Annotated in this window: 23 protein-coding genes; 7 read left to right on the top strand and 16 right to left on the bottom strand. The window is 47.5% G+C overall.

Annotated elements, in window-relative coordinates; all coding sequences use genetic code 11:
• Window positions 1-26: 26 nt before the first annotated feature.
• Both CDZ87_RS11540 and CDZ87_RS11535 read right to left on the bottom strand, forming a co-directional pair.
• Window positions 27-3455 carry a PAS domain-containing hybrid sensor histidine kinase/response regulator gene (locus CDZ87_RS11540; RefSeq protein ID WP_100753687.1) on the bottom strand — a complete coding sequence of 1143 codons (3429 nt, stop codon included), beginning with the start codon at window positions 3453-3455 and terminating at the stop codon, window positions 27-29.
• 111 nt (window positions 3456-3566) lie between these two features.
• On the bottom strand, window positions 3567-4751 hold the full coding sequence (locus tag CDZ87_RS11535; RefSeq protein ID WP_100753686.1) for a 3-phenylpropionate MFS transporter: 1185 nt from the start codon (window positions 4749-4751) through the stop codon (window positions 3567-3569).
• Between the two features lie 191 nt (window positions 4752-4942).
• Between CDZ87_RS11535 and CDZ87_RS11530 the strand changes: the two genes are divergently transcribed.
• The 6 genes from CDZ87_RS11530 (at window position 4943) to accC (ending at window position 12277) form a co-directional block, all read left to right on the top strand.
• Complete coding sequence (locus CDZ87_RS11530) at window positions 4943-6769, top strand: DUF294 nucleotidyltransferase-like domain-containing protein (protein WP_100753685.1); 1827 nt, start codon at window positions 4943-4945, stop codon at window positions 6767-6769.
• A 9-nt stretch (window positions 6770-6778) separates the two neighbouring features.
• A complete protein-coding gene (locus tag CDZ87_RS11525) occupies window positions 6779-7411 on the top strand; it encodes a 3'-5' exonuclease (protein ID WP_100753684.1) in 633 nt (210 codons plus the stop codon).
• Between the two features lie 212 nt (window positions 7412-7623).
• Window positions 7624-9573, top strand: a complete 1950-nt coding sequence (gene acs, locus CDZ87_RS11520) for an acetate--CoA ligase (protein ID WP_100753683.1) — start codon at window positions 7624-7626, stop codon at window positions 9571-9573.
• A 364-nt stretch (window positions 9574-9937) separates the two neighbouring features.
• Window positions 9938-10387, top strand: a complete 450-nt coding sequence (gene aroQ / locus CDZ87_RS11515) for a type II 3-dehydroquinate dehydratase (protein WP_038175082.1) — start codon at window positions 9938-9940, stop codon at window positions 10385-10387.
• Between the two features lie 78 nt (window positions 10388-10465).
• The gene (gene accB, locus CDZ87_RS11510) at window positions 10466-10921 is read left to right on the top strand and encodes an acetyl-CoA carboxylase biotin carboxyl carrier protein (RefSeq protein ID WP_100753682.1); all 456 of its coding nucleotides are present in this window, start codon (window positions 10466-10468) and stop codon (window positions 10919-10921) included.
• Window positions 10922-10936: 15 nt separating this feature from the next.
• On the top strand, window positions 10937-12277 hold the full coding sequence (gene accC, locus CDZ87_RS11505; protein ID WP_100753681.1) for an acetyl-CoA carboxylase biotin carboxylase subunit: 1341 nt from the start codon (window positions 10937-10939) through the stop codon (window positions 12275-12277).
• Between the two features lie 213 nt (window positions 12278-12490).
• Here the strand turns inward: accC and CDZ87_RS17035 are convergent, their stop codons facing one another.
• Together CDZ87_RS17035 and CDZ87_RS11500 are read right to left on the bottom strand one after the other, a co-directional pair.
• Window positions 12491-12634, bottom strand: coding sequence for a hypothetical protein (locus CDZ87_RS17035; protein ID WP_157806469.1), 144 nt, complete (start codon window positions 12632-12634; stop codon window positions 12491-12493).
• 229 nt (window positions 12635-12863) lie between these two features.
• The gene (locus tag CDZ87_RS11500; RefSeq protein ID WP_100753680.1) at window positions 12864-13790 is read right to left on the bottom strand and encodes a D-2-hydroxyacid dehydrogenase; all 927 of its coding nucleotides are present in this window, start codon (window positions 13788-13790) and stop codon (window positions 12864-12866) included.
• Window positions 13791-13860: 70 nt separating this feature from the next.
• Here CDZ87_RS11500 and CDZ87_RS11495 point away from each other — a divergent pair, with 70 nt between their 5' ends.
• Window positions 13861-14448: a YjaG family protein gene (locus CDZ87_RS11495; RefSeq protein ID WP_100753679.1), complete on the top strand. Its 588-nt coding sequence runs from the start codon at window positions 13861-13863 to the stop codon at window positions 14446-14448.
• Window positions 14449-14787: 339 nt separating this feature from the next.
• On the opposite strand, the gene trpS is transcribed toward CDZ87_RS11495, so the two are convergent.
• The 12 genes from trpS to pilM form a co-directional block, all read right to left on the bottom strand.
• A complete protein-coding gene (gene trpS, locus CDZ87_RS11485; RefSeq protein ID WP_100753678.1) occupies window positions 14788-15804 on the bottom strand; it encodes a tryptophan--tRNA ligase in 1017 nt (338 codons plus the stop codon).
• Between the two features lie 112 nt (window positions 15805-15916).
• Window positions 15917-16597, bottom strand: coding sequence for a phosphoglycolate phosphatase (locus CDZ87_RS11480; RefSeq protein ID WP_100753677.1), 681 nt, complete (start codon window positions 16595-16597; stop codon window positions 15917-15919).
• 4 nt (window positions 16598-16601) lie between these two features.
• Window positions 16602-17273, bottom strand: a complete 672-nt coding sequence (rpe, locus tag CDZ87_RS11475) for a ribulose-phosphate 3-epimerase (RefSeq protein ID WP_100753676.1) — start codon at window positions 17271-17273, stop codon at window positions 16602-16604.
• Between the two features lie 123 nt (window positions 17274-17396).
• Window positions 17397-18224: a Dam family site-specific DNA-(adenine-N6)-methyltransferase gene (locus CDZ87_RS11470; RefSeq protein WP_100753675.1), complete on the bottom strand. Its 828-nt coding sequence runs from the start codon at window positions 18222-18224 to the stop codon at window positions 17397-17399.
• A 102-nt stretch (window positions 18225-18326) separates the two neighbouring features.
• Window positions 18327-19808, bottom strand: coding sequence for an SPOR domain-containing protein (locus CDZ87_RS11465; protein ID WP_100753674.1), 1482 nt, complete (start codon window positions 19806-19808; stop codon window positions 18327-18329).
• Between the two features lie 85 nt (window positions 19809-19893).
• Complete coding sequence (gene aroB, locus CDZ87_RS11460) at window positions 19894-20982, bottom strand: 3-dehydroquinate synthase (RefSeq protein WP_100753673.1); 1089 nt, start codon at window positions 20980-20982, stop codon at window positions 19894-19896.
• 25 nt (window positions 20983-21007) lie between these two features.
• Window positions 21008-21526: a shikimate kinase AroK gene (gene aroK / locus CDZ87_RS11455; RefSeq protein ID WP_038175914.1), complete on the bottom strand. Its 519-nt coding sequence runs from the start codon at window positions 21524-21526 to the stop codon at window positions 21008-21010.
• 152 nt (window positions 21527-21678) lie between these two features.
• The gene (locus tag CDZ87_RS11450) at window positions 21679-23013 is read right to left on the bottom strand and encodes a type IV pilus secretin PilQ (RefSeq protein ID WP_100753672.1); all 1335 of its coding nucleotides are present in this window, start codon (window positions 23011-23013) and stop codon (window positions 21679-21681) included.
• Window positions 23013-23399, bottom strand: a complete 387-nt coding sequence (locus CDZ87_RS11445; RefSeq protein WP_157806468.1) for a pilus assembly protein PilP — start codon at window positions 23397-23399, stop codon at window positions 23013-23015. Before CDZ87_RS11445 ends, CDZ87_RS11450 begins: the two co-directional genes overlap by 1 nt.
• On the bottom strand, window positions 23392-23949 hold the full coding sequence (locus CDZ87_RS11440; RefSeq protein WP_100753670.1) for a hypothetical protein: 558 nt from the start codon (window positions 23947-23949) through the stop codon (window positions 23392-23394). The genes CDZ87_RS11445 and CDZ87_RS11440 overlap by 8 nt, the downstream gene beginning before the upstream one ends.
• Complete coding sequence (locus tag CDZ87_RS11435; protein ID WP_100753669.1) at window positions 23946-24491, bottom strand: PilN domain-containing protein; 546 nt, start codon at window positions 24489-24491, stop codon at window positions 23946-23948. The genes CDZ87_RS11440 and CDZ87_RS11435 overlap by 4 nt, the downstream gene beginning before the upstream one ends.
• Window positions 24475-25422: a type IV pilus assembly protein PilM gene (gene pilM / locus CDZ87_RS11430; RefSeq protein ID WP_100753668.1), complete on the bottom strand. Its 948-nt coding sequence runs from the start codon at window positions 25420-25422 to the stop codon at window positions 24475-24477. Before pilM ends, CDZ87_RS11435 begins: the two co-directional genes overlap by 17 nt.
• Window positions 25423-25524: the final 102 nt, after the last annotated feature.

Here is a 25524-nt window from a genome sequence, read left to right as displayed (position 1 = left end):
GCCATTTCGAACAGAAAAGCCCATTGCTAGACCCGATTCAATACCGCTCTTAACTTAAGGGGTTTAACTGGCTTAGTAATAAAGCCAAACCCATTCGACTTAATCCCATCCAACATATCATCGGTACGATCAGCGCTGATAATGACGCCGATAAAGCGATCGCCTAAACGCAGACGGCATTGCTGCAGCACTTCTAAACCTGTACGCCCATTGTCTAATCGGTAATCAGACAAAATCACATCCGGAACCCAGTCGGTCTCTATCTGTTGTAAGCTTGAGACCAAATCGACCGCGATACGAACATCACACCCCCAACGCCCAAGCAGATTTTCCATCCCGACTAAGATATCTTGCTCATTATCGACACAAAGCACTTTGAGATGGCTAATATCAGAATGGTTGACGATCGGTATCAGTGTCATTGGCTCAATCACTGTTTCACCACGCGCTAGGGTAATGGAAAAAACGCTGCCTTTACCGGGCCATGAACGCATGGTGATCTGATGGCCTAATACATGGGCGATTCCTTTCGAAATGGCCAATCCTAACCCTAAACCTTGATCTGAACGAACTTGATTGCCGCGATTGAATTCCTCAAAAATTTCTTGTTGTTTATCCTCATCAATACCAACACCGTTGTCCCATACATCAATGCGAGCCTGGCCACCAATACGGCGCACACCGAGCACCACTTTCCCTTTAGGGTTGTAGCGAAACGCATTAGTCAGGAAGTTTTGCACTACCCGACGTAATAACTTCGGATCAGACTGGACAATCAAGTGACTCGGTATCATCGAGAACTCAACCCCTTGCTGCTTAGCCAGTGCAGCAAACTCCGCATTGAGGTTCGCCAGAACATCGTTAAGCGCAAAACTGTGCACCTGAACGTCTAACTTACCCGACTCTAAACGCGAGATATCGAGCAGATCACCAATCAAGTCTTCCGCCGCGCCCAAAGCACTTTCGATGTATTGCGACAACTGCTTTGTCTCTGGATCTTTCGCCACTTCAGACAAAGAAGAGGCGAACAACCGCGCAGCATTGAGCGGCTGCATCAAGTCGTGACTCACCGCCGCCAAAAAGCGTGATTTGGATTGAGATTCATGTTCAGAGCGCTGAGTCGCCGTCACGAGTTTTTTGTTCATCTGCTCAAGTTCTTGAGTTCGCGCTGTTACTCGCTCTTCAAGGGTTTCGTTCGCCTCTTTGAGCGCCTGTTCTGCATCGCGAAAGACCGTAATATCGGTAAAGCTCATAACAAACCCGCCGCCCGGCATAGGATTACCTTGCACCTCAATCACCCGTCCATCAGGTCGCACGCGAGAAGAGGTATGCCGCGACCCTTGATCAAGATAATACACTCGGCGACGTACATGCTCTTCTGGGTCACCCGGACCACATAAGCCCTGCTCGGCATTGTGTCGAATCACATCCGCAATCGGCCTGCCAACCTGAATCAGCCCTGCCGGAAAAGTAAACAGCTCTAGATAACGCTGATTCCAAGCCACCAAACGTAATTGCTTGTCTACCACCGCAATGCCTTGGCCAATGTGCTCAATCGCTCCTTGCAGTAAGCCACGGCTAAAGTCATACAGCTCCGACGCTTCATCGACAATGGTCGCGACCTCTTCAAGCTGCATATTACGACCTTGCAAAGCCGAAGTAAGGACTAACTTAGCCGATGAAGCACCAAATACCCCAGCTAAGACCCTTTCAGTATGGCGAATCAGGGTTGATGGCGCTTGCTGGTTGGGCATTAAGGTTTCACGTTGCTGTTGCCAATACTGACGAAATGCGCTGCGTACTCGCTGGCGACCAACAAAACGCGACGCCAGCATTTCTAACTCACCGACCGTGACACGGCTTTGATACAAGCTCATGTTTTCACTTTCAGGCAAGGGGGTACCAATGAAAGAGGCCGACTGTAAGCGCTCACTGAGGCTAGCGCGCGTTAGCATGGAAACCACCACGTAACACAAACTATTGAGTGCAACACTCAGCACAATGCCCCAGTCGGAATTTTTCACTTCCAGCGCTTGCAACCACTCAGGTGGAGTAATCATCCACAAAAGAAAATTATTTTCTGCACTGCCAGCCAATATGCCGGTTTGACTCATTAAGGTGATCAGCCACAAGGTAAAACCGACCGCTAAACCGACATAAACCCCTTTACGATTGCCTTGGCGCCAATACATACCGCCGAGCAACGCCGGTGCAAATTGCGTGATCGCCGCAAACGACAGGAAGCCTATTGCTGAAAGTGAGTGAATACTTCCTAACACTTGATAAAAACCCCAAGCGCCAAGGAGCAACAGCAGAATTAAGCCACGGCGAATGACGAGTAATAACTCAGAGAAATGGCGATGAGTGCGTTGCGCTAAGCGCATACGACGCAATAAGAGCGGCATCACCAAGTCATTGGAGACCATGATCGCCAACGCAATGGTTGACACGATCACCATACCACTGGCGGCTGATGTACCGCCCAAAAACGCAAGTAGTGCTATATCTGATGCGCCTACCGCCATCGGCAAGCTGATTACATAAGTATCCGGACTAACATCGCTTAATAGTGCCTGCCCCACCCAAGCAATCGGCAACACAAACAGCCCCATCAAAATCAGATAGATAGGGAATAGCCAGCGCGCGGTATGTAAATCTTGCGCACGTTCATTTTCGACCACCATAGTATGGAACTGACGCGGCAGACAGACTATTGCGAGCATGGTCAGTACAGTATGAATCAATAAGGTCGGAAAGTTGGGCGCTTGATAGGTTTGACGCGCCACCTCAAGCAATTCGACATCAGTGCGCTTTAACGCCAGAAAGAGGATAAACACACCAACAACCAGAAACGCCACCAGCTTAATAATCGATTCAAACGCAATCGCCATCATCATTCCGCGATGGTGCTCGGTGTTGTCGATGTGTCGAGTACCAAATAACATGGTGAACATGGCTAAAGCGAGCACTACAAACCAAGACACATCAAAGCCCAAACTTTTAAATTGGACCGATAAATCGGGCGCGATGATCTCGAGTCCCATGGTAATGCCGCGCAGTTGCAGAGCGATATAGGGCAAGATGCCCACCACCGCTATCACCGTTACCGCGACAGCCAAACCTTGTGATTTACCATAGCGAGCCGCAATGAAATCCGCAATCGAGGTAATGTGTTCACGTTTCGCCGTCAAAATTAACCGCGCAAGAACTCGCCAACCCAAAGTAAAGACTAAAATCGGCGCGATATAGATAGGAAGAAATGACCAAGGGTTACTACTGGCTTGCCCTACCGTGCCGTAAAAGGTCCATGAGGTACAGTAAACCGCTATTGATAAGCTGTATACCCAAGGGCGCCAACTCGCTAGCCATGAAGGGCGTCTATCACCGTACCAAGCAATAACGAACAATAAACCGAGATACAACAGCGATACGGTGATCACCAACCAACCTTGCATCAGATATCCTTATCTTATTTTGAGTTCATGGATCGCAATAAAAAATAAACCCTCTCGCAATGGAGAGGGTTTATTTAACTAAGGATACGCAGTCAACTCAATCAGATAGGGTTAATTCTGTGCATTAGGCTCCGCTTTAAGCACTTGCTTAACATTATGTGGCTGAGGATCTAAACGAATAAATAACGCTAATACCCCCATCGCCGCCATGACCCAAAACACATTCGCGCCCCAATTCTCATAGCCCCAACCACTTAAGGTGGTCATTAGGGCAATAAAAGCCCCCAGAGGAATGGCATTGTATAGTGCTTGCAGAGCCACCATCTTACGCTGCTCAGAATGCTGGATATACTGAATAGCCGCAATATGAGCCATGGCAAACGTCACCCCGTGTAACAATTGGATAAGCACCAAGCCCAGTAACACCGTGGTTGATGCCGTGAGCCCCCAACGAACAATAACGCCAATCGATGCAACCATGAACAGCGCGCGCAAGCTCCATCCCGAAAACAAACGTTTGCTCAGCGCAAACACGGCAACTTCGGCGACAACCCCTAAACTCCACAAGTAACCAATAATATCTTCTGAATAACCCGCCTCTTTCCAATAGATAGAACTAAAACTGTAATAGGCGGCGTGACTGCCCTGAATCAGAGCGGCCAAGATCAGGAATTTGATCACTGGCAACTCGCGAAGCAACTCGGTTAATTTTGGGCGCTCGGTGTTTTCTTCACTGGTTGTCACTGGCATTGGGTTGATACTGCGCAATGAGAACAACAGCGCAAACACCACCCCAGCCAACGCGGTATACAAAATCATGTCACTGCCATATTGAGCCACTAAAAAGCCCACGGCCGTTGAACCGGCAATAAACGCAACCGACCCCCATAAGCGAGTACGACCATAATCAAGCATGTTAATACGCGCGTAATAGTTTGCCATCGCGTCAGACAATGGCACGGCCGGACCACAGCACAAGTTAAACAATACGGTCGCCAGCGCCATTAACCAAAAGCTTCCCCCGGTAAAAAAATGGAAACCGATAAACAAAATCGAGGCGAAACTCAACCAACGCAGTGCTGGCATCAAGTGTTCGACTTTATGAATCCGTGGCGTCAGGAGCATATTGACAAGGCAGCGCGTGGCAAAGCCAAGACCAATTAACAAGCCGATATCCGTTGCCGATACCCCCTGCTCTTCAAACCACAACGCCCAAAATGGCAAATAGACACCATAGGCAAAAAAGAAACCGACAAAATACTGTGAAATCCAACCGTAAGGGGAAGGGGTAAACATGATGACCTCTTGAAACAAAAGTGTGGGGCAACGGTATTATCGTTGGCTTGGTTTGAATTTAAAAGGGAACAATTCGCACCAATGCGTTTCCTTATTGTCAATCAATAGCAGCAGTTCGACCAAAGTCGTCTGGCACAACGCGTCAAATGCGGCACACTGAAGAGATACAGAGTTTGCAGTGTGGGTTCGCAATGCCAGAAAAATTTAATATGCACTCCCCTCCATTTGATCGTCTCAATGTATCGCAACAAAAGAAATTGAGAGAATCATTGGATGTCGCTTATTTTCGCACCAATGAAATCCTTCTAAAGCCGGGCGCTGAAAGCCAACACCTGCATATTTTGATCAAAGGAGCCGTCGAGGAGCGTTCGCAAGATAATAAAGAGATTTTTGCCCACTACGCCAATGACGATCTGTTTGATGTGCGTTCGTTGCTTGATAACACCATCAAGCACCGTTATATCGCACTTGAAGACACCCTCTCTTATCTGCTACCTAAGTCGATATTTCTTGAGTTGTATCACGACAATGGCCAATTTGCCGCTTACTTCGACAACAACCTCGCTCGTAGGCAAGCTCTGATCGAAACTGCGCAGCAGCAGCAAAACCTAGCCGAATTCATTTTAACTAAGGTGGATAAAGAGATTTATCATCCGCCGATGATTTTCTCTCCGGATCAACCGCTCAATCAAGTCACGCAAACACTCAAAGACAATGGCCTCGATTCAGCATTGGTCAAACTCAACAACAATGACATCAGGCTTGTCGACAACCACCACGCGCTGCCTTACGGCATTATTACTCGCACCAATATGCTGCACGCGGTGATGCTCGATGACCATCCACTCGATACTCCGGTCGGCAAGATCGCCACTTTTCCCGTAGTGCACGTCGAAAACGGCGAGTTTCTCTTTAATGCCATGATCAAGATGACGCGCCAGCGCATGAAGCGCGTGATGGTCTCTGATGGCAAAGAGGCCGTCGGCATGCTCGATATGACACAGATTTTAAGCGCTTTTTCAACTCACTCACATGTACTGAGCTTAAGTATTGCTCGCGCCAGTAGCATCGAAGAACTGGCATTGGCTTCCAATCGTCAGCGTCAGTTAGTGGAAAGCCTACTCAATAACGGCATTCGTACCCGCTTTATTATGGAACTGATTTCAGCCGTTAATGAACAGATCATCGAAAAAGCTTTTGAGCTGATTGTTCCTCCCGCCCTTCACGATCACTGCTGCTTGATCGTTTTAGGCTCTGAAGGCCGCGGGGAACAAATTCTCAAAACCGATCAAGACAATGCCTTAATCCTTAAAGATGGTTTTGAGTGGCATCAATGTGCGGCAGTGATGGATCAACTGACTCACACGCTGCAGCAGCTCGGTTACCCTCTATGTCCCGGCAACGTGATGGTCAACAACCCCAAATGGGTCCAAAACCAGAGTGACTGGAAAAAAACCATCAGTCACTGGTCAAAACCGACCTCTGCCGATCACGTCATGGATTTGGCGATTTTTACCGATGCTCACGCGGTAGCAGGCAACAAAACGTTACTTGAGCCCATTGGCCAACACCTTAAACAAATCATGTTAAACAACATGTTAGCGCTACAAGACTTTTCGCGTCCGGCGCTTCAATTTGCGTTACCGTTAACCCTGTTTGGCAATGTTAAAAAAGACAAAGATGGCCTTGATGTCAAAAGTGGCGGCATCTTCCCTATTGTCCATGGCATTCGCACCTTAGCCCTTGAGTATGGCATTGAAGAGAAAAACACCTTTGAGCGCATTGAAGCACTACGCAACAGGAAAATCCTTGAACCCGAAACAGCAGACAACCTCAGTGAAGCATTAAAGCTGTTATTTAAGTTGCGCTTAAATCAGCAATTGACCCATCAACACAGCCACAACCGTATTGATATTAAGCAAATCGATCGCACGCAGCGTGATTTGCTCCGTCACGCTCTACACGTAATTAAAAAGTTCAAGCAGTTCTTGGGCTACCATTATCAAATACGAGATTAAGGGGTTACGATGAATTGGCTTCAGCGTCGGTATTGGTTTTACAAACTCAAGGGCTCGCCCTATCAGTCTTTGTTTGACTCGGTCATGAAGGGTGAATTTGTCTCTCTCGATTGCGAGACCACCAGCCTCGACCCCAACCGAGCCGAGTTAGTCACGATTGCGGCAACCAAAATCATCGACAACCGAATCATAACCAGTGCGCCATTTGAAGTGCGCTTACGGGCGCCACAATCGCTCGATTCTGGCTCAGTGAAAATTCATAAGATTCGCCACCAAGACTTAGCTGATGGGATTAATGAGAAACAAGCACTTCTACAACTAATTGATTTCATAGGCAAAAGGCCTTTGGTCGGTTACCATATTCGCTATGACAAAAAGATTCTTGATTTGGCGTGTCTAAAACAGCTTGGTTTCCCACTGCCAAACCCACTTATCGAAGTGAGCCAAATTTACCACGACAAGCTCGAGCAACATTTACCAAATGCCTATTTCGACCTCAGTTTGGACACCATTTGCCGCCACTTAGACTTACCGCTGCAAGACAAACACGACGCTCTGCAAGACGCCATTACCGCGGCGCTGGTGTTCGTTCGTTTGACAAAAGGTGATCTACCTAGCCTAAATCTGCCCTATACCCGCTAAGCCATCCTTAGATCCAACTCTCAATTTTAAACATAGACCATTAATTTATAAGCAGATTATGTGTTCTCATCCTAAAGTCTAATTGTCGAATCCGCGCCTGTGCCTGAAAGTTATAACCATAGGGATTTTTACGACGTTAGGGTCAGGCGACCCGATCGTTTTAAACGGACACTTGCTCAATTCGTTACGAATTAAGCACAAGGAGATAAGCAATGAGTGAAGCCCATATCTATCCGGTGAAAGAGAACATCAAAAAAAATACTCACGCGGATATCGATACCTACCAAGCCATGTATCAGCAATCGGTCACCGATCCGGTTGGTTTCTGGAGTGAACACGGCAAAATTGTTGACTGGATCAAACCGTTTAGCCAAGTAAAAAACACCTCTTTTGACACAGGCCACGTTGATATTCGTTGGTTTGAAGATGGCACACTGAATGTTTCCGCCAACTGTATTGACCGTCACCTCGCAGAACGTGGCGATGAGATCGCGATCATTTGGGAAGGGGATGACCCGAATGACGACAGCACACTCACTTTCAAAGAACTGCACAAAGAAGTGTGTGAATTTTCTAATGCCTTAAAACAGCAAGGCGTCCGCAAAGGCGATGTGGTTTGCCTTTACATGCCAATGGTGACCGAAGCAGCCGTGGCCATGCTCGCATGTACCCGTATTGGTGCAGTACATACGGTGGTCTTTGGTGGTTTCTCACCAGAAGCACTTTCTGGTCGTATTATTGATTCCGATGCCAAAGTCGTCATTACCGCAGACGAAGGTGTGCGTGGCGGTCGCGCCGTACCACTGAAAAAAAATGTCGATGAAGCGCTAACCAACCCAGATGTCAAAACCATCGATAAAGTCATCGTTATGAAGCGTACTGGCGGTGATATCGATTGGCATGAGCATCGTGATGTTTGGTGGCATGAAGCAACCGCGAATGTCTCTGCTGATTGTCCGCCAGAAGAGATGAACGCCGAAGACCCGTTGTTCATCCTTTACACATCAGGCTCAACGGGTAAGCCAAAAGGTGTTCTCCACACCACTGGTGGTTACCTAGTCTATGCAGCAATGACGTTCAAGTATGTGTTTGACTACCAGCCTGGTGAGACCTTCTGGTGTACTGCCGATGTTGGTTGGATTACCGGCCACACTTACCTGGTATACGGGCCGCTGGCTAACGGCGCCAAAACCATTTTGTTTGAAGGTGTGCCGAACTATCCAAGCACCAACCGTATGAGTCAAGTCGTCGATAAGCATCAAGTTAATATTCTTTATACCGCTCCAACTGCGATTCGCGCCCTAATGGCCAAAGGTAATGAAGCGGTTGAAGGCACTTCTCGTAGCAGTCTGCGTATTATGGGGTCAGTCGGTGAGCCTATTAACCCTGAGGCATGGGAGTGGTACTACAAAACCATCGGTAATGAGAAGTCACCCATCGTCGATACTTGGTGGCAAACGGAAACCGGCGGTATTTTGATTGCGCCACTTCCAGGTGCAACCGATCTCAAACCAGGTTCAGCAACCCGACCATTTTTTGGTATACAGCCTGCTTTGGTGGATAACATGGGTAACATCATCGAAGGTGCAACCGATGGTAACCTTGTTATTCTCGATTCATGGCCTGGCCAGATGCGTACCGTTTACGGCGATCACGACCGCTTTGAGCAAACCTACTTCTCAACCTTTAAAGGCATGTACTTTACCAGTGATGGTGCTCGTCGCGACGAAGATGGTTACTACTGGATCACGGGGCGTGTTGATGACGTATTGAATGTGTCAGGTCACCGTATGGGTACGGCTGAGATTGAATCAGCGCTCGTTGCACACCACAAAATTGCCGAGGCGGCAATTGTCGGTATTCCACACGACATCAAAGGCCAAGCGATCTACGCTTACATCACCCTAAATGATGGTGAGTACCCAAGTGCAGAGCTGCACAAAGAAGTCAAAAATTGGGTACGTAAAGAGATTGGTCCAATCGCCACACCAGATGTGCTGCACTGGACAGATTCACTACCTAAAACCCGCTCAGGAAAAATCATGCGTCGTATTCTACGTAAGATTGCCACTGGTGATACCAGCAACCTAGGCGATACTTCAACACTCGCCGACCCAAGTGTGGTTGATAAGTTGATTGCTGAGAAAGCTCAACTGGCGTGAGTAGCATTCATGTGAGCCAGTGAAACCAGATTCTGAATCACGACCGTGCCTCCTTGTTCAGAATGACAGACGCCCCAGGCACTATACAAAAACACACCGTGCTAATCATAGGTACGGTGTGTTTATTTCATCCACAATCGCATTTGTTCGAGTGCGAGACACCTTCAAGCCTAGAGCCCCATCCCATTCTCTGTCTTCCTTCCAGGTGATTAGACCAGTAAATTGCTGCGATTTGCGCTGAATTAGCTATAATCTGGGTCTATTTCAAAGATTCGCTACTTTTTCAACCGAATTTAGTAGGCTGAATCCATGATAATATGGGAATATTCCAATTCATCTCATGAAGTAGGAAGATAGCAGCACAATGACAGCAAACTCACGCATTCTTGTCTTAAATGGTCCAAATCTAAACCTATTAGGTCTACGTGAACCAGCACATTACGGTTCTTCTACCTTAGCGCAGATTATCGACACATTAACCGAACAAGCTCATGACGCAGGTGTAACGCTAAAACATCTGCAATCTAATCGTGAATATGAGTTGATCGAAGCGATTCATGCCGCCTACAACCAGGTGGACTTTATCATCATCAACCCTGCCGCTTTTACCCACACCAGTGTGGCGTTAAGAGACGCACTGCTTGGTGTTGCTATCCCATTTATCGAAGTACATTTATCCAATGTGCATGCTCGAGAGCCGTTTCGCCACCACTCTTATCTGTCTGACAAGGCACAAGGGGTGATTTGCGGTCTAGGTGCACAAGGTTACCAATTCGCTCTGTCTGCTGCGATTAAACATCTGCAAGCTCAATAGCAGCAAACAGAAAAGTACGAAACACTCTGCAGTTCATTATTGAGCTGTCTTATTCACAAGATAAAAGAGAAAGAAAAGATGGATATCCGTAAAATCAAGAAGCTTATCGAGTTAGTAGAAGAATCTGGCATAGCTGAGCTAGAAATTTCTGAAGGTGAAGAATCGGTACGCATCAGCCGTCACGGCGCTGCAGCTCCAGCGCCGATTCATTACGCACCAGCCCCCGTCGCAGTGCCTGCAGCAGCCCCGGCTGCACCAGCACCAACGGCAGTAGAGTCTGCAGCACCAGCGGCGCCTAAAGGTCATCAGGTTCTTTCTCCCATGGTGGGGACTTTCTACCGCTCTCCAAGTCCAGATTCGAAATCTTTCATTGAAGTGGGTCAAAGTGTTAACGCTGGCGATACACTGTGTATCGTTGAAGCAATGAAAATGATGAACCAGATTGAATCCGACAAGTCAGGCGTGGTAACGGCGATCCTAGTAGAAGACGGTCAGCCAGTTGAATTCGACCAACCACTTGTTGTTATCGAATAATAGAGGCTCTCTCTCATGCTAGATAAATTAGTCATCGCGAACCGAGGTGAAATTGCACTTCGTATCCTTCGCGCATGTAAAGAACTTGGGATTAAAACGGTCGCAGTTCACTCAACCGCTGATCGTGATCTAAAACACGTACTGCTTGCTGATGAAGCGATCTGTATTGGTCCTGCTCGTGGTATCGACAGCTACCTAAACATTCCGCGCATCATTTCAGCGGCGGAAGTGACTGGTGCAGTCGCCATCCACCCTGGTTACGGTTTCCTGTCCGAAAACGCTGATTTTGCTGAGCAAGTCGAACGAAGCGGTTTTATTTTCGTCGGCCCGAAAGCCGACACCATCCGCATGATGGGTGATAAAGTGTCAGCAATCACGGCCATGAAAAAGGCGGGCGTACCTTGTGTACCTGGCTCTGATGGTCCACTTGACGGCGACGAAATGAAGAACAGAGCCCATGCTAAACGCATCGGTTACCCAGTCATCATCAAAGCCTCTGGTGGCGGCGGCGGTCGTGGTATGCGTGTGGTACGCAGCGAAAAAGATCTTGTTGAAGCCATCGCAATGACGCGGGCAGAAGCGAAAGCCTGTTTCAACAACGATATGGTTTACATGGAAAAATTCCTAGAAAACCCTCGTCACGTTGAAGTACAGATCATCGCAGACGGTCAAGGCGGAGCCATCCACCTTGGTGAACGTGACTGCTCAATGCAGCGTCGTCACCAAAAGGTTGTTGAAGAGGCACCAGCGCCAGGCATCACTGAAGAAATGCGCAAATACATCGGTGAACGTTGTACGCGTGCCTGTCTTGAAATTGGCTACCGCGGTGCGGGTACATTTGAGTTCTTGTACGAAAACGGTGAGTTCTACTTCATCGAAATGAACACGCGTATTCAGGTTGAGCACCCAGTGACCGAAATGGTGACTGGTATCGACCTCATCAAAGAACAACTGCGCGTTGCAGCGGGTCAACCTTTGTCATTCACACAAGATGACATCAAGATCCGCGGCCATGCCATCGAATGTCGTATCAACGCTGAAGACCCAGAACGTTTCTTACCTTCACCAGGTAAAATCGAACGCTTCCACTCGCCAGGTGGCATGGGGGTTCGCTGGGAATCACACATCTATGCAGGCTACACAGTGCCTCCGCACTACGACTCGATGATCGGTAAGCTTATCACCTACGGTGAGAACCGTGATGTGGCGATTGCTCGTATGAAGAATGCCCTAGGTGAAATGATTATTGAAGGCATCAAAACTAACGTGACTTTGCAAGAAAGCATCATGAATGATGAAAACTTCCAACACGGTGGCGCTAACATTCATTACTTAGAGAAGAAACTTGGTCTGTAGTGATCGGTACCTAGAAGCGAGTACCTAGTACTCGTTCACACAAGTTTTGACTAGTTGAGGGCATTATATGCCCTCTTCAGTTTTTCCTAGCTGAGACCATATTGAATAACCAATTAATTGTTGGCTTAGCATTATTCCTCGCGATCTCCCATGCCATAAGTTCTTTCTTTAATAATTCAAAACTGTCTATACGACGGTTTAAGTATTACTTATTCATCGGCCCAATTTCAATACTCCATCGAGGTTAACAACGGGATACTGAGGATCTTCAGGCTCCGCATAAAGGTCTAAAACATCTTCCATTCTAGCGATGTATTCAGCATCTATTGATGCCGATGCGCCACATCTTTTTGCCATGGTTTCAGCTTATTTTCTTACAACCGATGTCGTATTGCCTAATAAGACCTCGACCCGAAGTCCGTTAAAGATATTAACCTCTCACCAATTAGGCTTAGATTCCATTGGCTGCAGCTGGTCAACCTACTTGTTCCCCCTATGTACAAGGGGTTCCTGTTGGGCGATGATAAAAAATAGATACAAGGGTGTTTGTCCATAATCTTCCTTTTCAACACAGGGCAATGCGCAATTAGTATCCTTTGTTAACATCCACCACGTTCATCAAGCTAAAGCCATCTCGCCAACGTTGGTAATTGTCCGCAAAGATCTCGATAACCTGCTCAGGAAAGCTAACGGCGGCAATGTGAGGTGTGATAGTCAGATTCTCCTGCTGCCAATAAGGGTGTTGCTCGTCGAGAGGTTCTTGTTCAAAAACATCAACAAAGGCATGCTCGACGGCGCCATTATTGAGCGCTTCAAGCAGTCCCGCTTGGTGAATCGCATTACCTCGTCCAACATTAAACAGCAGTACGTTCTTGCAGTGCGCTAAACTCTCGCTATCCAGAATATGATGAGTTTCTGGGGTATTGGGTAAGGTGTTGACGACAATATCGGCTTGCGCAAGGGCGATCGTGAGCTCCTGAATATGATAGGTGGCAGCAAAAGGTGAGTGTTTCGTTGGGATGCCACTGCGATTGACGCCGATTGGTTCAATGGCCAACGTTTTGACCGCTTGAGCAAGGTAAGCGCCAATTGATCCTGTGCCCAGGATCACCATTTTTTTTCCTGTTAGCGATTGATAAGGTTTGGGCGCCCACTGACATTGCCCCTGCTGATGGCGGTAATGATTAAAGTGACGATAATGCTCGATGCAATACCCCAGAACGTACTCGCTAATTTGCTGGCCAAAGATGCCTTTGACATTCGTCAGTTGGCCTTCAAAGTGATTGAGTTTAGGGACGAGAGCATCGACACCAGCGTAAATCGACTGTATCCACTCAATATGCGAGAACTCATTGATGCGCTTGGCCGCTTTTGGTGGTGAAGCGAGTAGAATGCTAGCCTGGCTTGGATCTGAGGTGATCGCTAAGTCGGGCAGTGCGGCTTGCTCAAGTAACTGCTGGTACTGGTCGTTGTGTTCCGTCATCAGGTAGAGGTTATGAGTAAAATTGTTCATCAGCTTGCTTTTTTCCCTGTTGGTTATCAAGTAAACTCTCGCTGTCTATTTCAGCAACCAATGAGTCTCTATGCTACAGAATCCTCTTCAACTTCGCCTTGAGAAGTTAGAACCCTGGAAACAGATTACCTTTATGGCCTGTCTGTGTGAACGCATGTACCCAAACTACGCCATGTTTTGTGATAGCACCCAATTTGCACAAGCGCGAGTCTATCGCGATATTATCGATAGTATTTGGGAGCAACTGACAGTAAAAACCGCCAAGGTAAACTTTGAGCATCAGCTCGAGAAGTTAGAAGAGATCATTCCAAGCTCGGAAGATTTTGATTTTTATGGTGTTTACCCGGCTATTGATGCCTGTGTCGCTTTGTCTCATTTGCTACACGGCCTGCTTGATCGCGATTATCTGTATGAAAACATGCATAAAGTCAGTCAGCTGTCAGTCACAACGGTTGCCCAGTTAGAAGAAGCGCAAAGCGGTGAAGCGATCACCAATGAAAACCAAAAGCAGAATGAATCAGTCTGCGCTGAGTGGGATGTTCAGTGGGCGATTTTTAGGCCGTTACGAGAAGCCGAGGAGCGTGATATTGACCTGATTAAAGACCTGCGTTCTGAGTTGCGCGATGAAAGCGTGAGTAATATTGGTATCAGTATCTAGAAATGAGTGTCTGGGGTCTGTTTATCTTTCTCGGTTAAATTTTGTTCGAGATAGAATCGTTTTAGGCGCGGCAAGAAGTATGTCGCCTAGTTATTCTAAGTCAATACCGCTTAACAAAGCATAAAACGATTCTAGCCGAACCCTTCGGGCAGCCTTTGTGGTTCATTTCTACTGCGTTATCGGCTTTTTATGTAGAGTAACCACAAGTCAAAGCCGGTGCCTTGTATAAATTTCCCACAAAGTGCTGCCAAAATCAGCTCGAAGGCTCAGCAGACCCGAGCTCCTAGAGGTCGACTGCTAAGAACTAGAATTTGCCTTCTAAGCCCTAAAATACTTAACCTACGGACGAGCAACAAAGCCGACAGCTTGATACGCTTGCTTCAATGTTTCAGCAGCGCGAGCCGATGCTTTCTCTGCACCTTGCTTCATCACCTGATCCATATAAGCGCGATCTGCGCGAATACGACGGTATTCCGTTTGAATTGGCTCAAGCATCGCGACCAGCGCTTCACCAACATCTTTCTTGAATGGGCCGTACATTTCCACGCCTTGATATTGCACTTCGATCTGTTCAAAGCTCAATCCGCTAGCGGCAGAGTAAAGGCTCATGAGATTCGAGATACCCGCTTTGTTGTCCCAATCCGCCGCAATACGTGGTGGCGTTTCGGTATCGGTTTGCGCCTTGTTGATCTTCTTCAAGATAGATTTAGGCTCTTCGAGTAAGGTGATGACATTCTTACGGTTATCATCAGACTTCGACATCTTCTTAGTCGCATCTTGCAGGCTCATCACGCGGGCATTGACCGTCGGAATGTAAGGCTCTGGCACGGTAAATATTGGGCTTTCAGGCGAGTAGATGTTGTTAAAACGCGTCGCAATATCACGTGCTAACTCTAAGTGCTGCTTTTGGTCATTGCCAACGGGCACCTGGTGGGCTCCGTAAAGCAGAATATCGGCCGCCATTAATACCGGGTAGCCAAATAGGCCAGCATTAACGTCATTGGCATAACGAGCAGATTTGTCTTTAAACTGAGTCATACGGCTCAGCTCACCCATTTGGGTATAACAGTTAAGAAGCCAACCAAGTTGAGCATGCTCAGGGACGTGTGACTGAACAAATAGCGTGCTCTTTTTCGGGTCAACACCAACCGCAAGACAGATTGCGAGTGCGTCTAGCGTCGCTTCATGCAAAGACTTAGGATCTTGACGAACCGTAATCGCATGAAGGTCAACAACGCAATACTGGCAATCATAATCGTCTTGCATCTGTTGCCATTGACGTAGAGCACCCAAGTAGTTACCGATACTTAGTTCACCTGACGGTTGAACACCACTCAATACAATGGGTTTGCTCATTAGAATGATTCCTTTGACTTCTTAAGATAAATAATGAAAAACCGTGCAGCGACGTGTGCACGGTTTTCCAGTGTACTCATTAACGAGTATTTTGGAAGACCTTTTGTCGCGCTTATGCGTAAACCGCTACCGCTTCAACAAGATCTGCGATGCTGTCGGCGACAAAGTCTGGCTTGGCGTTTGCGATTGGCTCGCCATGGTTGTAACCATAAGTTAAACCAAACGAGTAACAACCAGCATTCTTTGCCGCTTTAATATCGTTGCTCGAATCACCCACCATCAGCATTTCACTTGGCTGGCAGTTGTGTTTCTCGAGCAGCCAGTTTAGCGCCATTGGATTGGGTTTCTTTTCTGGGAAGGTATCGCCACCGATCACATCGACAAAGTATTTGTCGATGTCGTGTTTGGCTAATACATCTGGAACAAACTTAGACGGCTTGTTGGTCACTAAGGCCATGGTAAAACCAGCCTGGTCAAGTGCGGCTAATGTTTCTTTAACATGTGGATAAAGGTGGCTAAGTTTATGACCACTCTTATCGTAGTAATCATCAAACAGCTCTCGCGCTTTAACCAGTAGCTCAGGCGCTAGACTTGGATCTACCGTTAAGCTTCGACTTAGCGAGCGACCAATCAATATATCGGCACCATTACCCACGTAATCACGCACTTGTTGTTCAGTTACTGCAGGGAAGCCAAGCGTTTGCACAGCTTGATCAGCAGCAACCGCCAAATCAGGTACGCTATCAAGCAGCGTACCGTCTAAATCGAAAGCGATCAGTTTAATATTGCTCATTAAATTACTTTACCTGCGCTAATTGTTCGCGCATTTGATCAATGACTTGTTGATAATCAGATTGATTAAAAATCGCCGAACCGGCAACGAACATATCCGCTCCTGCTTCAGCAATCTCTTTAATGTTGTCCACTTTAACCCCACCATCGATTTCCAAACGAATATCGCGGCCCGACTCATCAATCATTTTACGTACTGCACGCAGCTTATCTAACGTTTTCGGAATAAATGACTGGCCACCAAAGCCTGGGTTAACCGACATCAGTAGAATCATATCCACTTTATCGATGATGAACTCGAGATGCGACAGCGGAGTCGCAGGATTTAACACCACACCCGCTTTACAGCCGTTCTCTTTGATCAGTTGCAAGGTACGGTCAACGTGTTCAGACGCTTCGATATGGAAAGTGATCATCGATGCACCAGCTTTGGCAAAATCAGGCACAAGACGATCAACCGGTTTCACCATCAGGTGTACATCGATAGGTGCGGTAATGCCGTAATCGCGCAAGGCTTGACAGATTGGCGCGCCGAAAGTCAGGTTGGGTACGTAGTGGTTATCCATTACGTCAAAGTGAACCACATCCGCCCCTGCTGCGAGAACTTTTTCAACATCCTCGCCAAGGCGAGCCATATCAGCAGACAGAATCGATGGAGCGATAAGGAAATCTTTCATACCTGACCTCTAGTATTAATTGGCATCATTGCACACAAAAGAGAAACTCCGCGAACAGAGTATTTTGCGCGCAATTCTACCTAAGCTAGCGTTAAGAATATAGCCAAGCGTGAGGAAATGTGACTATTTGCTGTCCGAGGGCTTAAACAGCGCCAACAACTCATCGACTTTATTGCGTCCAGCGCCGTTACGACTGATGGTTCGCTTAACCTTCACCACATTCAGGCTCGCACCATGATAAAGGCGACGAGTTAGCGTGGTATCATGATTTGAAATCAACACCGGAATACCTCGTTGCTGCGCCGCTTTTTCTGCGACATCTGCCAACGCGGCCTGATCATCGAGGCTAAAACCATTGCCCGCATACGACGTGAAGTTTGCGGTGGTTGAAAGCGGTGCATAAGGAGGATCGCAATACACCACACAGCCTTTGCGCGCTCGCTTGAACGTCTCGTGGTAACCCTCACAAACAAACGTCGCTTTCTTGGCTTTTTCTGCAAAGAACTCAAGTTCAGCTTCGGGGAAATACGGCTTCTTATATGATCCAAACGGGACGTTAAAACCGCCTTTTTTGTTGTAACGGCACAAGCCATTAAAACCAAAGCGATTCATATACAGAAATGCCAATGAACGGTAAAACACGTCATCGGTGGCATTGAACTGCGCACGAACATCCAGATAAGCTTCTTTGCGGTTGTTCTCAGCACAGAACCAACGTTTGGATTCTGAGATGTATGTCTGCGGATCTTGCTTGAGCAAGTTATAGAGATTGATTAAATCTGGGTTGATATCAGCCAGCAAGTAGTGTTCGTAATCAGTATTAAGAAACACAGAACCTGCGCCTACGAACGGTTCCACCAGCTTACGTGCTTCAGGCAAGTGACGCTGAATATCTTCAACAAGTCCGTATTTTCCACCCGCCCACTTCAGGAAGGCCCGCTGCTTCTTCATCGACTGCTCTATTTTTCAACCACAAATTAAGGCTGCGGAATGTAACATATTTTACAACTAAACTCAGGCAATTTTGCCGCTTAATCAGCGGATTTCGCCAACTTATTCGACTCGGTCGATTTCACGTTGAACCTGACTGAGTGATTTTGCCCAAGGCTCAAGCTGTTGCAACTCACTCGACAAACCTTGTACCGCATCGCGCGCCACTTGAATGGTCGGATAATTATCATAAGTGATGATATACCAGTCAATATTATTGCGTACGGTTGGGTAGATAAACACTTGATTGATGAGCTGGTACTGGTCGATGAAGGATTGCACTTCTTCAAGCGACTGGACGGCAGCCAACTGCAAGGTATAACTGCGCGGCGAGAAGCTCTTTAGTTCATCTTTGGTAAACGAAAACTTGATGACGGTTTCACTTGCTGGCGTTGTCTGCTGCGTAACAGGTTCAGCCTGTGGCACCGCGTTTTGTGGCGTTTGCGACTGCTCAACCACTTGATCAATGCCACGAGTATCGGCTTGTTGCGCTTTCCCCTCAAGTAAGGCATCGACGACATCAGACGTAATCACGACTCGCTGCTGATCGTTGTCAGCACTGCCCACACTGTCGACCTGTTCGGTGACATCCGGTGGAAGCGCCAGCGAATCATCGTCAGCACCGGCTAACATCGGATCAATAACGGGCTCAGGTTGGATAGTCGCTGTTGATTGATTGTCTTGCGAGCTCAGTTCCGGCAAGGTAGGAATCACCGTTTGTTCGATGTTTTGCGTCATTTGTTGCGCTTTCTCATCCGGTGATGGTTGTGACATCATCCACCAATAACCACCGCCAATCGCGAGTAGCAACACAACAATTAACAGTGCAATATTGACGGGAGAGCCGACAATCGAGCGGATAATAATCCTTTTTTCCACTTTTTGATCCCCTAAAGCCATGATGTCCCCCGGATGACGGGCAACGCTACGGTATGCATTACGCACCCGTTTCTCCATGTCATCTTCGACAAAACGAATCACCAAATGTTCAAAAAACCGATCCGCTTCTTGTTGGCTAAGCGGTTCAATTTCAAGATCGATGGGTTTGTGTTCTTGACCATAACTTAAGCGAGTTAACAGTGCTTCCAGACTATTGGATTGCGCGAACAACAACACATTAACTGTCCAGCGTGGGTTAAGCTGCGCTTCTAACACCAGCATCCACAGTTCAGAGATAAACGACTCTGTCAGCAAATGCGCATCATCAATCGTAATCAACACATCACAACTTTCCCCCACCATTACGCGGGAAAAAGAGTCGACCAATGAGTCTACTGGGTTAAATAACGGTTCTGAAATCAACTGCGATAGAAGGGTTACACGGCGTTGCGTTTCGTCTTGATTGGGATAACACATCAACAAAGCTTGGTTCTTATCTTGCGCCCACGCTTCTAAATAGTGTTGCGCTAGCCAGGTTTTTCCTGCACCAGCAGCGCCACCAATCGTGACAAGATTTGAACCAAAATTGGTCAGGAGTCGCAACCGTTCTAGCAGCTCTACCTGAGATTCCAATTCCAATACGCGAGGGTCATGCGCCGAGCTCATTGAGTTATCCTAATAACAATGCGGAAATACCAAACAAAACCCGTCATCAAAAACGTCGGCCGCTTGGTCCTATAGACAACAAGAATTACAGGGTACGGCCAAAGTCGATAGCTTGCTCTATAACCGACTCTGATACCCCTTTTACCACCTCTGCACTGCCAATGCCGGTAGGCAATACCAGTCGTAGCTCACCTGATAACACTTTCTTATCGCGCATCATGTGTTTGATGAAGTCAGCAAACGCCATCTGATCTGGTGTATGGACAGGCAACTGTGCTCTTTTCAGTATAGAGACAATTCGCTCAACTTGCTGCTCCGTGATAAGCCCTTGAAGCTGCGCAGTTTTTGCTGCCATCACCGTACCAGAAGCCACCGCCTCACCATGCAGCCAATTACCATAACCTAACTCAGCTTCAATCGCATGACCAAAGGTATGACCTAGGTTCAGCAATGCACGAATACCCGATTCTTTTTCGTCTTGTGCCACTACTTCGGCCTTAATTTGACAACAGCGAGCGATAGCATAAGTCAGTGCCAGCTCATCCAATTGATAGAGCTGGTCAAGATTCTCTTCCAACCAAACAAAAAACGCACTGTCATAAATAATACCGTATTTGATCACCTCGGCGATACCAGACGCAAACTCTCGCTTTGGTAAGGTTTTCAGGCAATCGGTATCAATCACCACCGCTTGCGGTTGATAAAACGCACCGATCATGTTTTTACCGAGCTTATGATTAACCGCCGTTTTACCACCGACCGATGAATCAACCTGCGACAGTAAAGTCGTCGGGATCTGAATAAAGTCGACGCCGCGCTGATAACAGGCCGCAGAGAAGCCAACCAAGTCACCAATCACACCACCACCGAGCGCAATCACAACCACGTCACGGGCATAATTACCTTCCAACAGGTAACTCATTACCGTATTGAATGTCTCTAGGCTTTTGTATTGCTCACCATCGGGCAGTTCGAGTACAGAAGCTTGGCAGCCTAATTGCTCTAGAAGGGCAAGGATTTTGTCAGCATAAAGCGGAGCAACCGTGACATTAGAAATCACGACCACTTTCTGTTTTGCTGTAAGGAAAGAAAGGTGGGCCGGATCATTAAATAATCCGGCACCAATTGAGATTGGATAGCTACGCTCATCTAAGCTGACCGTAATCCGTTCCATGGGTATTCTCCAGTTGCTAAAAGTCTTAACGTTCTTCTAGCATTTTTACGATCTGGTTGGCTACCACTTTTGCACTTTGATCGTCTGTACGTACGGTGTAATCCGCAATTTCTTCGTAAAGAGGATTGCGCTCTTTAGCCAGAGACTCTAACACTTCACGTGGTTTGTCTGTTTGTAGCAGTGGACGCTTCTTATCGCGATTGGTACGAGCAAGTTGTTTTTCAATCGTTGTTTCTAAGTAGACAACGATACCGCGTGCAGACAGACGATTGCGGTTTTCTTTGCTCATGATCGAACCCCCACCCGTTGCAAGGACAATGCCTTGTTCTTCGGTTAGGTCGTTAATCACTTTTTCCTCGCGATCACGGAAGCCTTCTTCACCCTCGACGTCAAATACCCAAGCGATATCTGCGCCAGTGCGCTCTTCAATTACGGTATCAGAATCAACAAACTCCATATGAAGCTGTTGAGCCAAGTGTCTACCGATTGTGCTTTTGCCGGCACCCATAGGGCCAACAAGGAAAATATTGCGTTTCTCAGCCATGTTTAGCAGTAATTTACAACGTTAATTCAATGACATCGCCACAAGAAAAGCCAATATAACATTAGCAATGTAGATGCTTGTGGCACCGATTCCTCACAGATAATTCGTGATAAGACCCGAAATTATCTAGATAAGGTGCGACTAATGCAAATTTATTTTCGTTCAAGATCGATTTCTGACTCAATGATGACGTTCGGAGTCACAAAAATTACCAGTTCACGTTTGCCTATTTTCTGGTAAGTTCGGCGAAATAAGCCACCAAGCAGCGGTAAGTCACCCAATAATGGCACCTTGTCGACACTATCAAATACACTGTGTTGAAAAATACCTCCCAGCACGATAGTTTCGCCATTCTTCACTAATACTTGTGTTCCGATGCGTTGAGTATCGATCGCCACGGCTTCTCCAGTGCCGGTATTCACCACTTCACCCGGTCTATCTTGAGTGACATTTAAATCGAGCAGTACATGATCTCCCGGCGTGATCTGTGGCGTCACTTTTAAACTCAAAACGGCTTTCTTGAACGCCACATTCGTTGCACCACTGGAGGATGACTCAAGATAGGGAATTTCGGTTCCTTGTTCAATATACGCCGGCTTTTTATTGGTAGTCATTAAGCTCGGACTCGAAATCACTTCCGCTTTCGATTCGCGCTGCATCGCCGACAGTTCGAGATCAAGTAAGGTGTCTGACCCCAACTTCGCCACTTGAAAAGCAATCGATGAGGCATTCACTGCCTGCGCGGCCAGATTGATGTTTAACATCTGATCGATAGTGGCCGAGTCAAGACGAATGCCTTCAATGCTGCCACCGACCTCTGCTCGATGGCCAACATGACTCAAGCCCCAACGAACGCCTAACTCTTCAAGATTGCCTTGATTGATGGTCACAATGCGTGCTTCGATTTGCACTTGCTTGATTGGCACATCAAGCAGTGCCACCATTTTCCGGGTTGCGGTAATATGCTCTGGATAGTCTCGAATCAGCAGTACATTGGTCCGCTCATCGATCCCTAAAGCTCCGTGTTCTGATAAAAGGTTAAATCCACTCGACCCTAGTAACACCTGCATCAATTGATCGGCACTGGCATAGTTAACGGCGATCAACTCTGAGCTTAACTCACTGCCAGCATCGATGGAGAGTTGCTTGGAGCGAATCAGCATAACGCCATTTTGATCATGCTGAGTGAGTCCTTTGACCTCCACCACCGTATCGAGCGCTTGTTGCCAAGTGACCTCAGTCAAACTCAGCGTAAGCTGACCACTGACCGAATCATCGATGGCAATATTGATATTCTGACTCTGTGCGATAACGCGTAAAGCATCACGCACTGAGATATCTTGAAAGTTGAATGACAACTTAGCCTGATTATTAGTCGTTTCAGCCGCACTTAACTGGCTTACCCATCCCGTGATTAATAATAGGCACAAACTGAACAAGACGCCGCGTAGCCGTGCTGCTCGACGGTTGTGGATAATAGAACGCATTAGTTAAGCTCCAGCTTGAATCGTGAATGACACCCCTGGCGACTGTCGATTGTCTGTTCGAGCTCGACTTGACGCTCACTGATTGCCACGATCTTGTATCCCGACTCCAGTCGCTGATTTTTCTGAGCCGTCACCAGCAAGCCCGTCGCCGTTTTTAGCAGCGCCGTATAATCACCGTGAGTTTCGAGAACGCCGACAAGAGTGAATGGCAATGACGTGGCGAGTGGTTGAACGAGCGGCTGACACGGCGGCGTTTTAGCGTCGGCCTGAGGTAAGACAAAAGGATCACGAGTCGGCGTAGTAGCGGTAATGTGGGTTGGCTGAGGGCTAACTTGACTATTGACTGACCACGCACACAGCCACAAGCACATGAGAAGCCTAGTCATTGGCTGTCACCGTCACATGAGCCTGATAAAACAACGCCTGAGCGCTAAAGCTGATTTGCCCATTAATGTCACCTCGCCGTAGCCACTCAGCATTATCCAAACGCAATAAGGGAAAGCGCTCTGCCACTGTTTGGCAAAACGCCCTAATATCGTGGTAACGACCCAGCAGCCTAAGTTCAACGCCATCCCTGGCCGGATTTGCGGCCAACTCAAGCTCCTCAACGCTAAGTTGATAGCGCTGCGCGATCTGATTGAGCTCAGCAATGGTTATCGAAAAGTGTGACACGCTCAGCGCTGAAGCCGGTGTAAGTAATTGACTGGCATTTTTCTCACTGGTCTCTGCCCGTGCAAGCACCAACAATCGTGCCTGTTTATGCTCCGCCGCGAGAGTAAGATTGTGCTCACTATCTTTCGCCGCAATGAACTGTTGGTATTGCGGCAAATGCCATAACCAAGCGATGGGCGTATTAATCGCTAACATAACGACCACGATAAACCTTAGCTGCCGCCCAATCGGCCATGCAACCAACGACTCAAATTCAATATTCATCGCCTAACAACGCTGTTGAGTAAAACAAAAGAGATCGCAAATCGCTGCATGGCTTGCTCATCTGCTACTGAATGGAGTTGAACTTGCTCAATATCTTGCGCTGAAGTGAGGCGCAGTAACAACTCCGTTAGTGGGCCGTGCCGCACCGTATTGCCCGTCATCGTGACACTTTCTCCGCGTAGACTGAGCGATTCAAGATGAAGGTCGGCAGGAACGAATTCGGCGACACGACGCATTAACCGAGCGGCTTGAGTGCGCTTACCCGTAAACTGCGCTTGCTGCTTAGAATGGGCGTACTGCAACTGGGCCGCCGTTTGACGCTCAATAGCGACAGTCAGTTGTTGGTCTAACAGAGTGACTTGCGCAGTTAACTGCTGATTGCCGTGTTGTAACCGTTGAGTGTGGCGCTCAAGGTACTCAGCAATCAGCCATTGAATACCCACCGCCATCAATGCTGCCATGACGAACACCAGAGAAAAACGACGTTGATGACGGGTAATGAGTTGCTGGCGCCAAGGAAGTAAATTAATCGACTCGGGCATGGTGACGCTCCTGCCACTGACTGGCGCGAAGCGCTAATCCTACTGCCAATGCATAACCGTTACTTGCATCATTGGTGCTTAGATGTTGAAACAGCCCCAAGGGATTAAATGGCTCAACCTTAATCCCAAGCTCATCGCTCAGCTTGGCCGCTAAATCGGGACAGTTGCCTGTCTCGCTGCTAAGCCAAATACCCTTAACCTCAATTTGGTGCAAAGAAGTGAGTCGCTGCATAGCGCTGCGCAATGTCTCACGCAGTGAGTTAACCACTTTTTGCCCATCATTAAGCTGGGCCTCTAAACGCCAAGACTTGGCGTAAACCTCTCCACTTGGAAGCCCAATCGAAAAGTGGCACTGCGTCACAGCGATATCGACTAACAACCAGTCGTAAGCGTGCTGAGATTGCGCCACTTGATGCCAGCATTGATTGAGCGCATAGCTAGCCACATCAGCAACAATTGGTTTAAAATTGGCCTGAGCAATGGCATTACTCAATTCGAGCAAAGGCGCCTTCTTCGCCGCATGAACTCGATAATGCACGCCACCTTGCGGTGTAACATGATCGCTAACCGAGTAATCAAGACACAGTTGATCCGCAGCGAATGCACATTGGCTGGCAAAAGTCTGATATATCGCTAGCTCTCGTTCGGCGCGACTAAACTCGCTATCTATCTGTAATGCTTTAGTTATTACTTGATTATCAGGTATCGCAAATGCCACTTTGTGACTAAATAATGGTAAAGACTTCCTTAGTTCTTTGAGTTTCTTTACAATTTTCTGATAATTTAACCTGTGGTTATCAGCGAGAATGCCCACTTCAATGGGCAAGGTGCGATAAGCCACAAGCGCAAACGCATCCTTGGATGGCTTTATCACTACCGCTTTGATACTGTGGCGGCCGATATCTAGGCCTGTAACCAATGAAATACCCATTTAGCTGGCTCCGTACTATGCTCATTGGTTAAAAATGCGCGCAAACGCACTTAAACCAGTGGGCGAAAACTTTTGGCCTAAAGTACAAGGGTTTGCATACAG

Origin of the sequence: Vibrio salilacus (assembly GCF_002811245.1) — a bacterium.
GTDB lineage: Bacteria > Pseudomonadota > Gammaproteobacteria > Enterobacterales > Vibrionaceae > Vibrio > Vibrio salilacus.
This window is presented reverse-complemented; position numbering and strand designations above follow the sequence as displayed.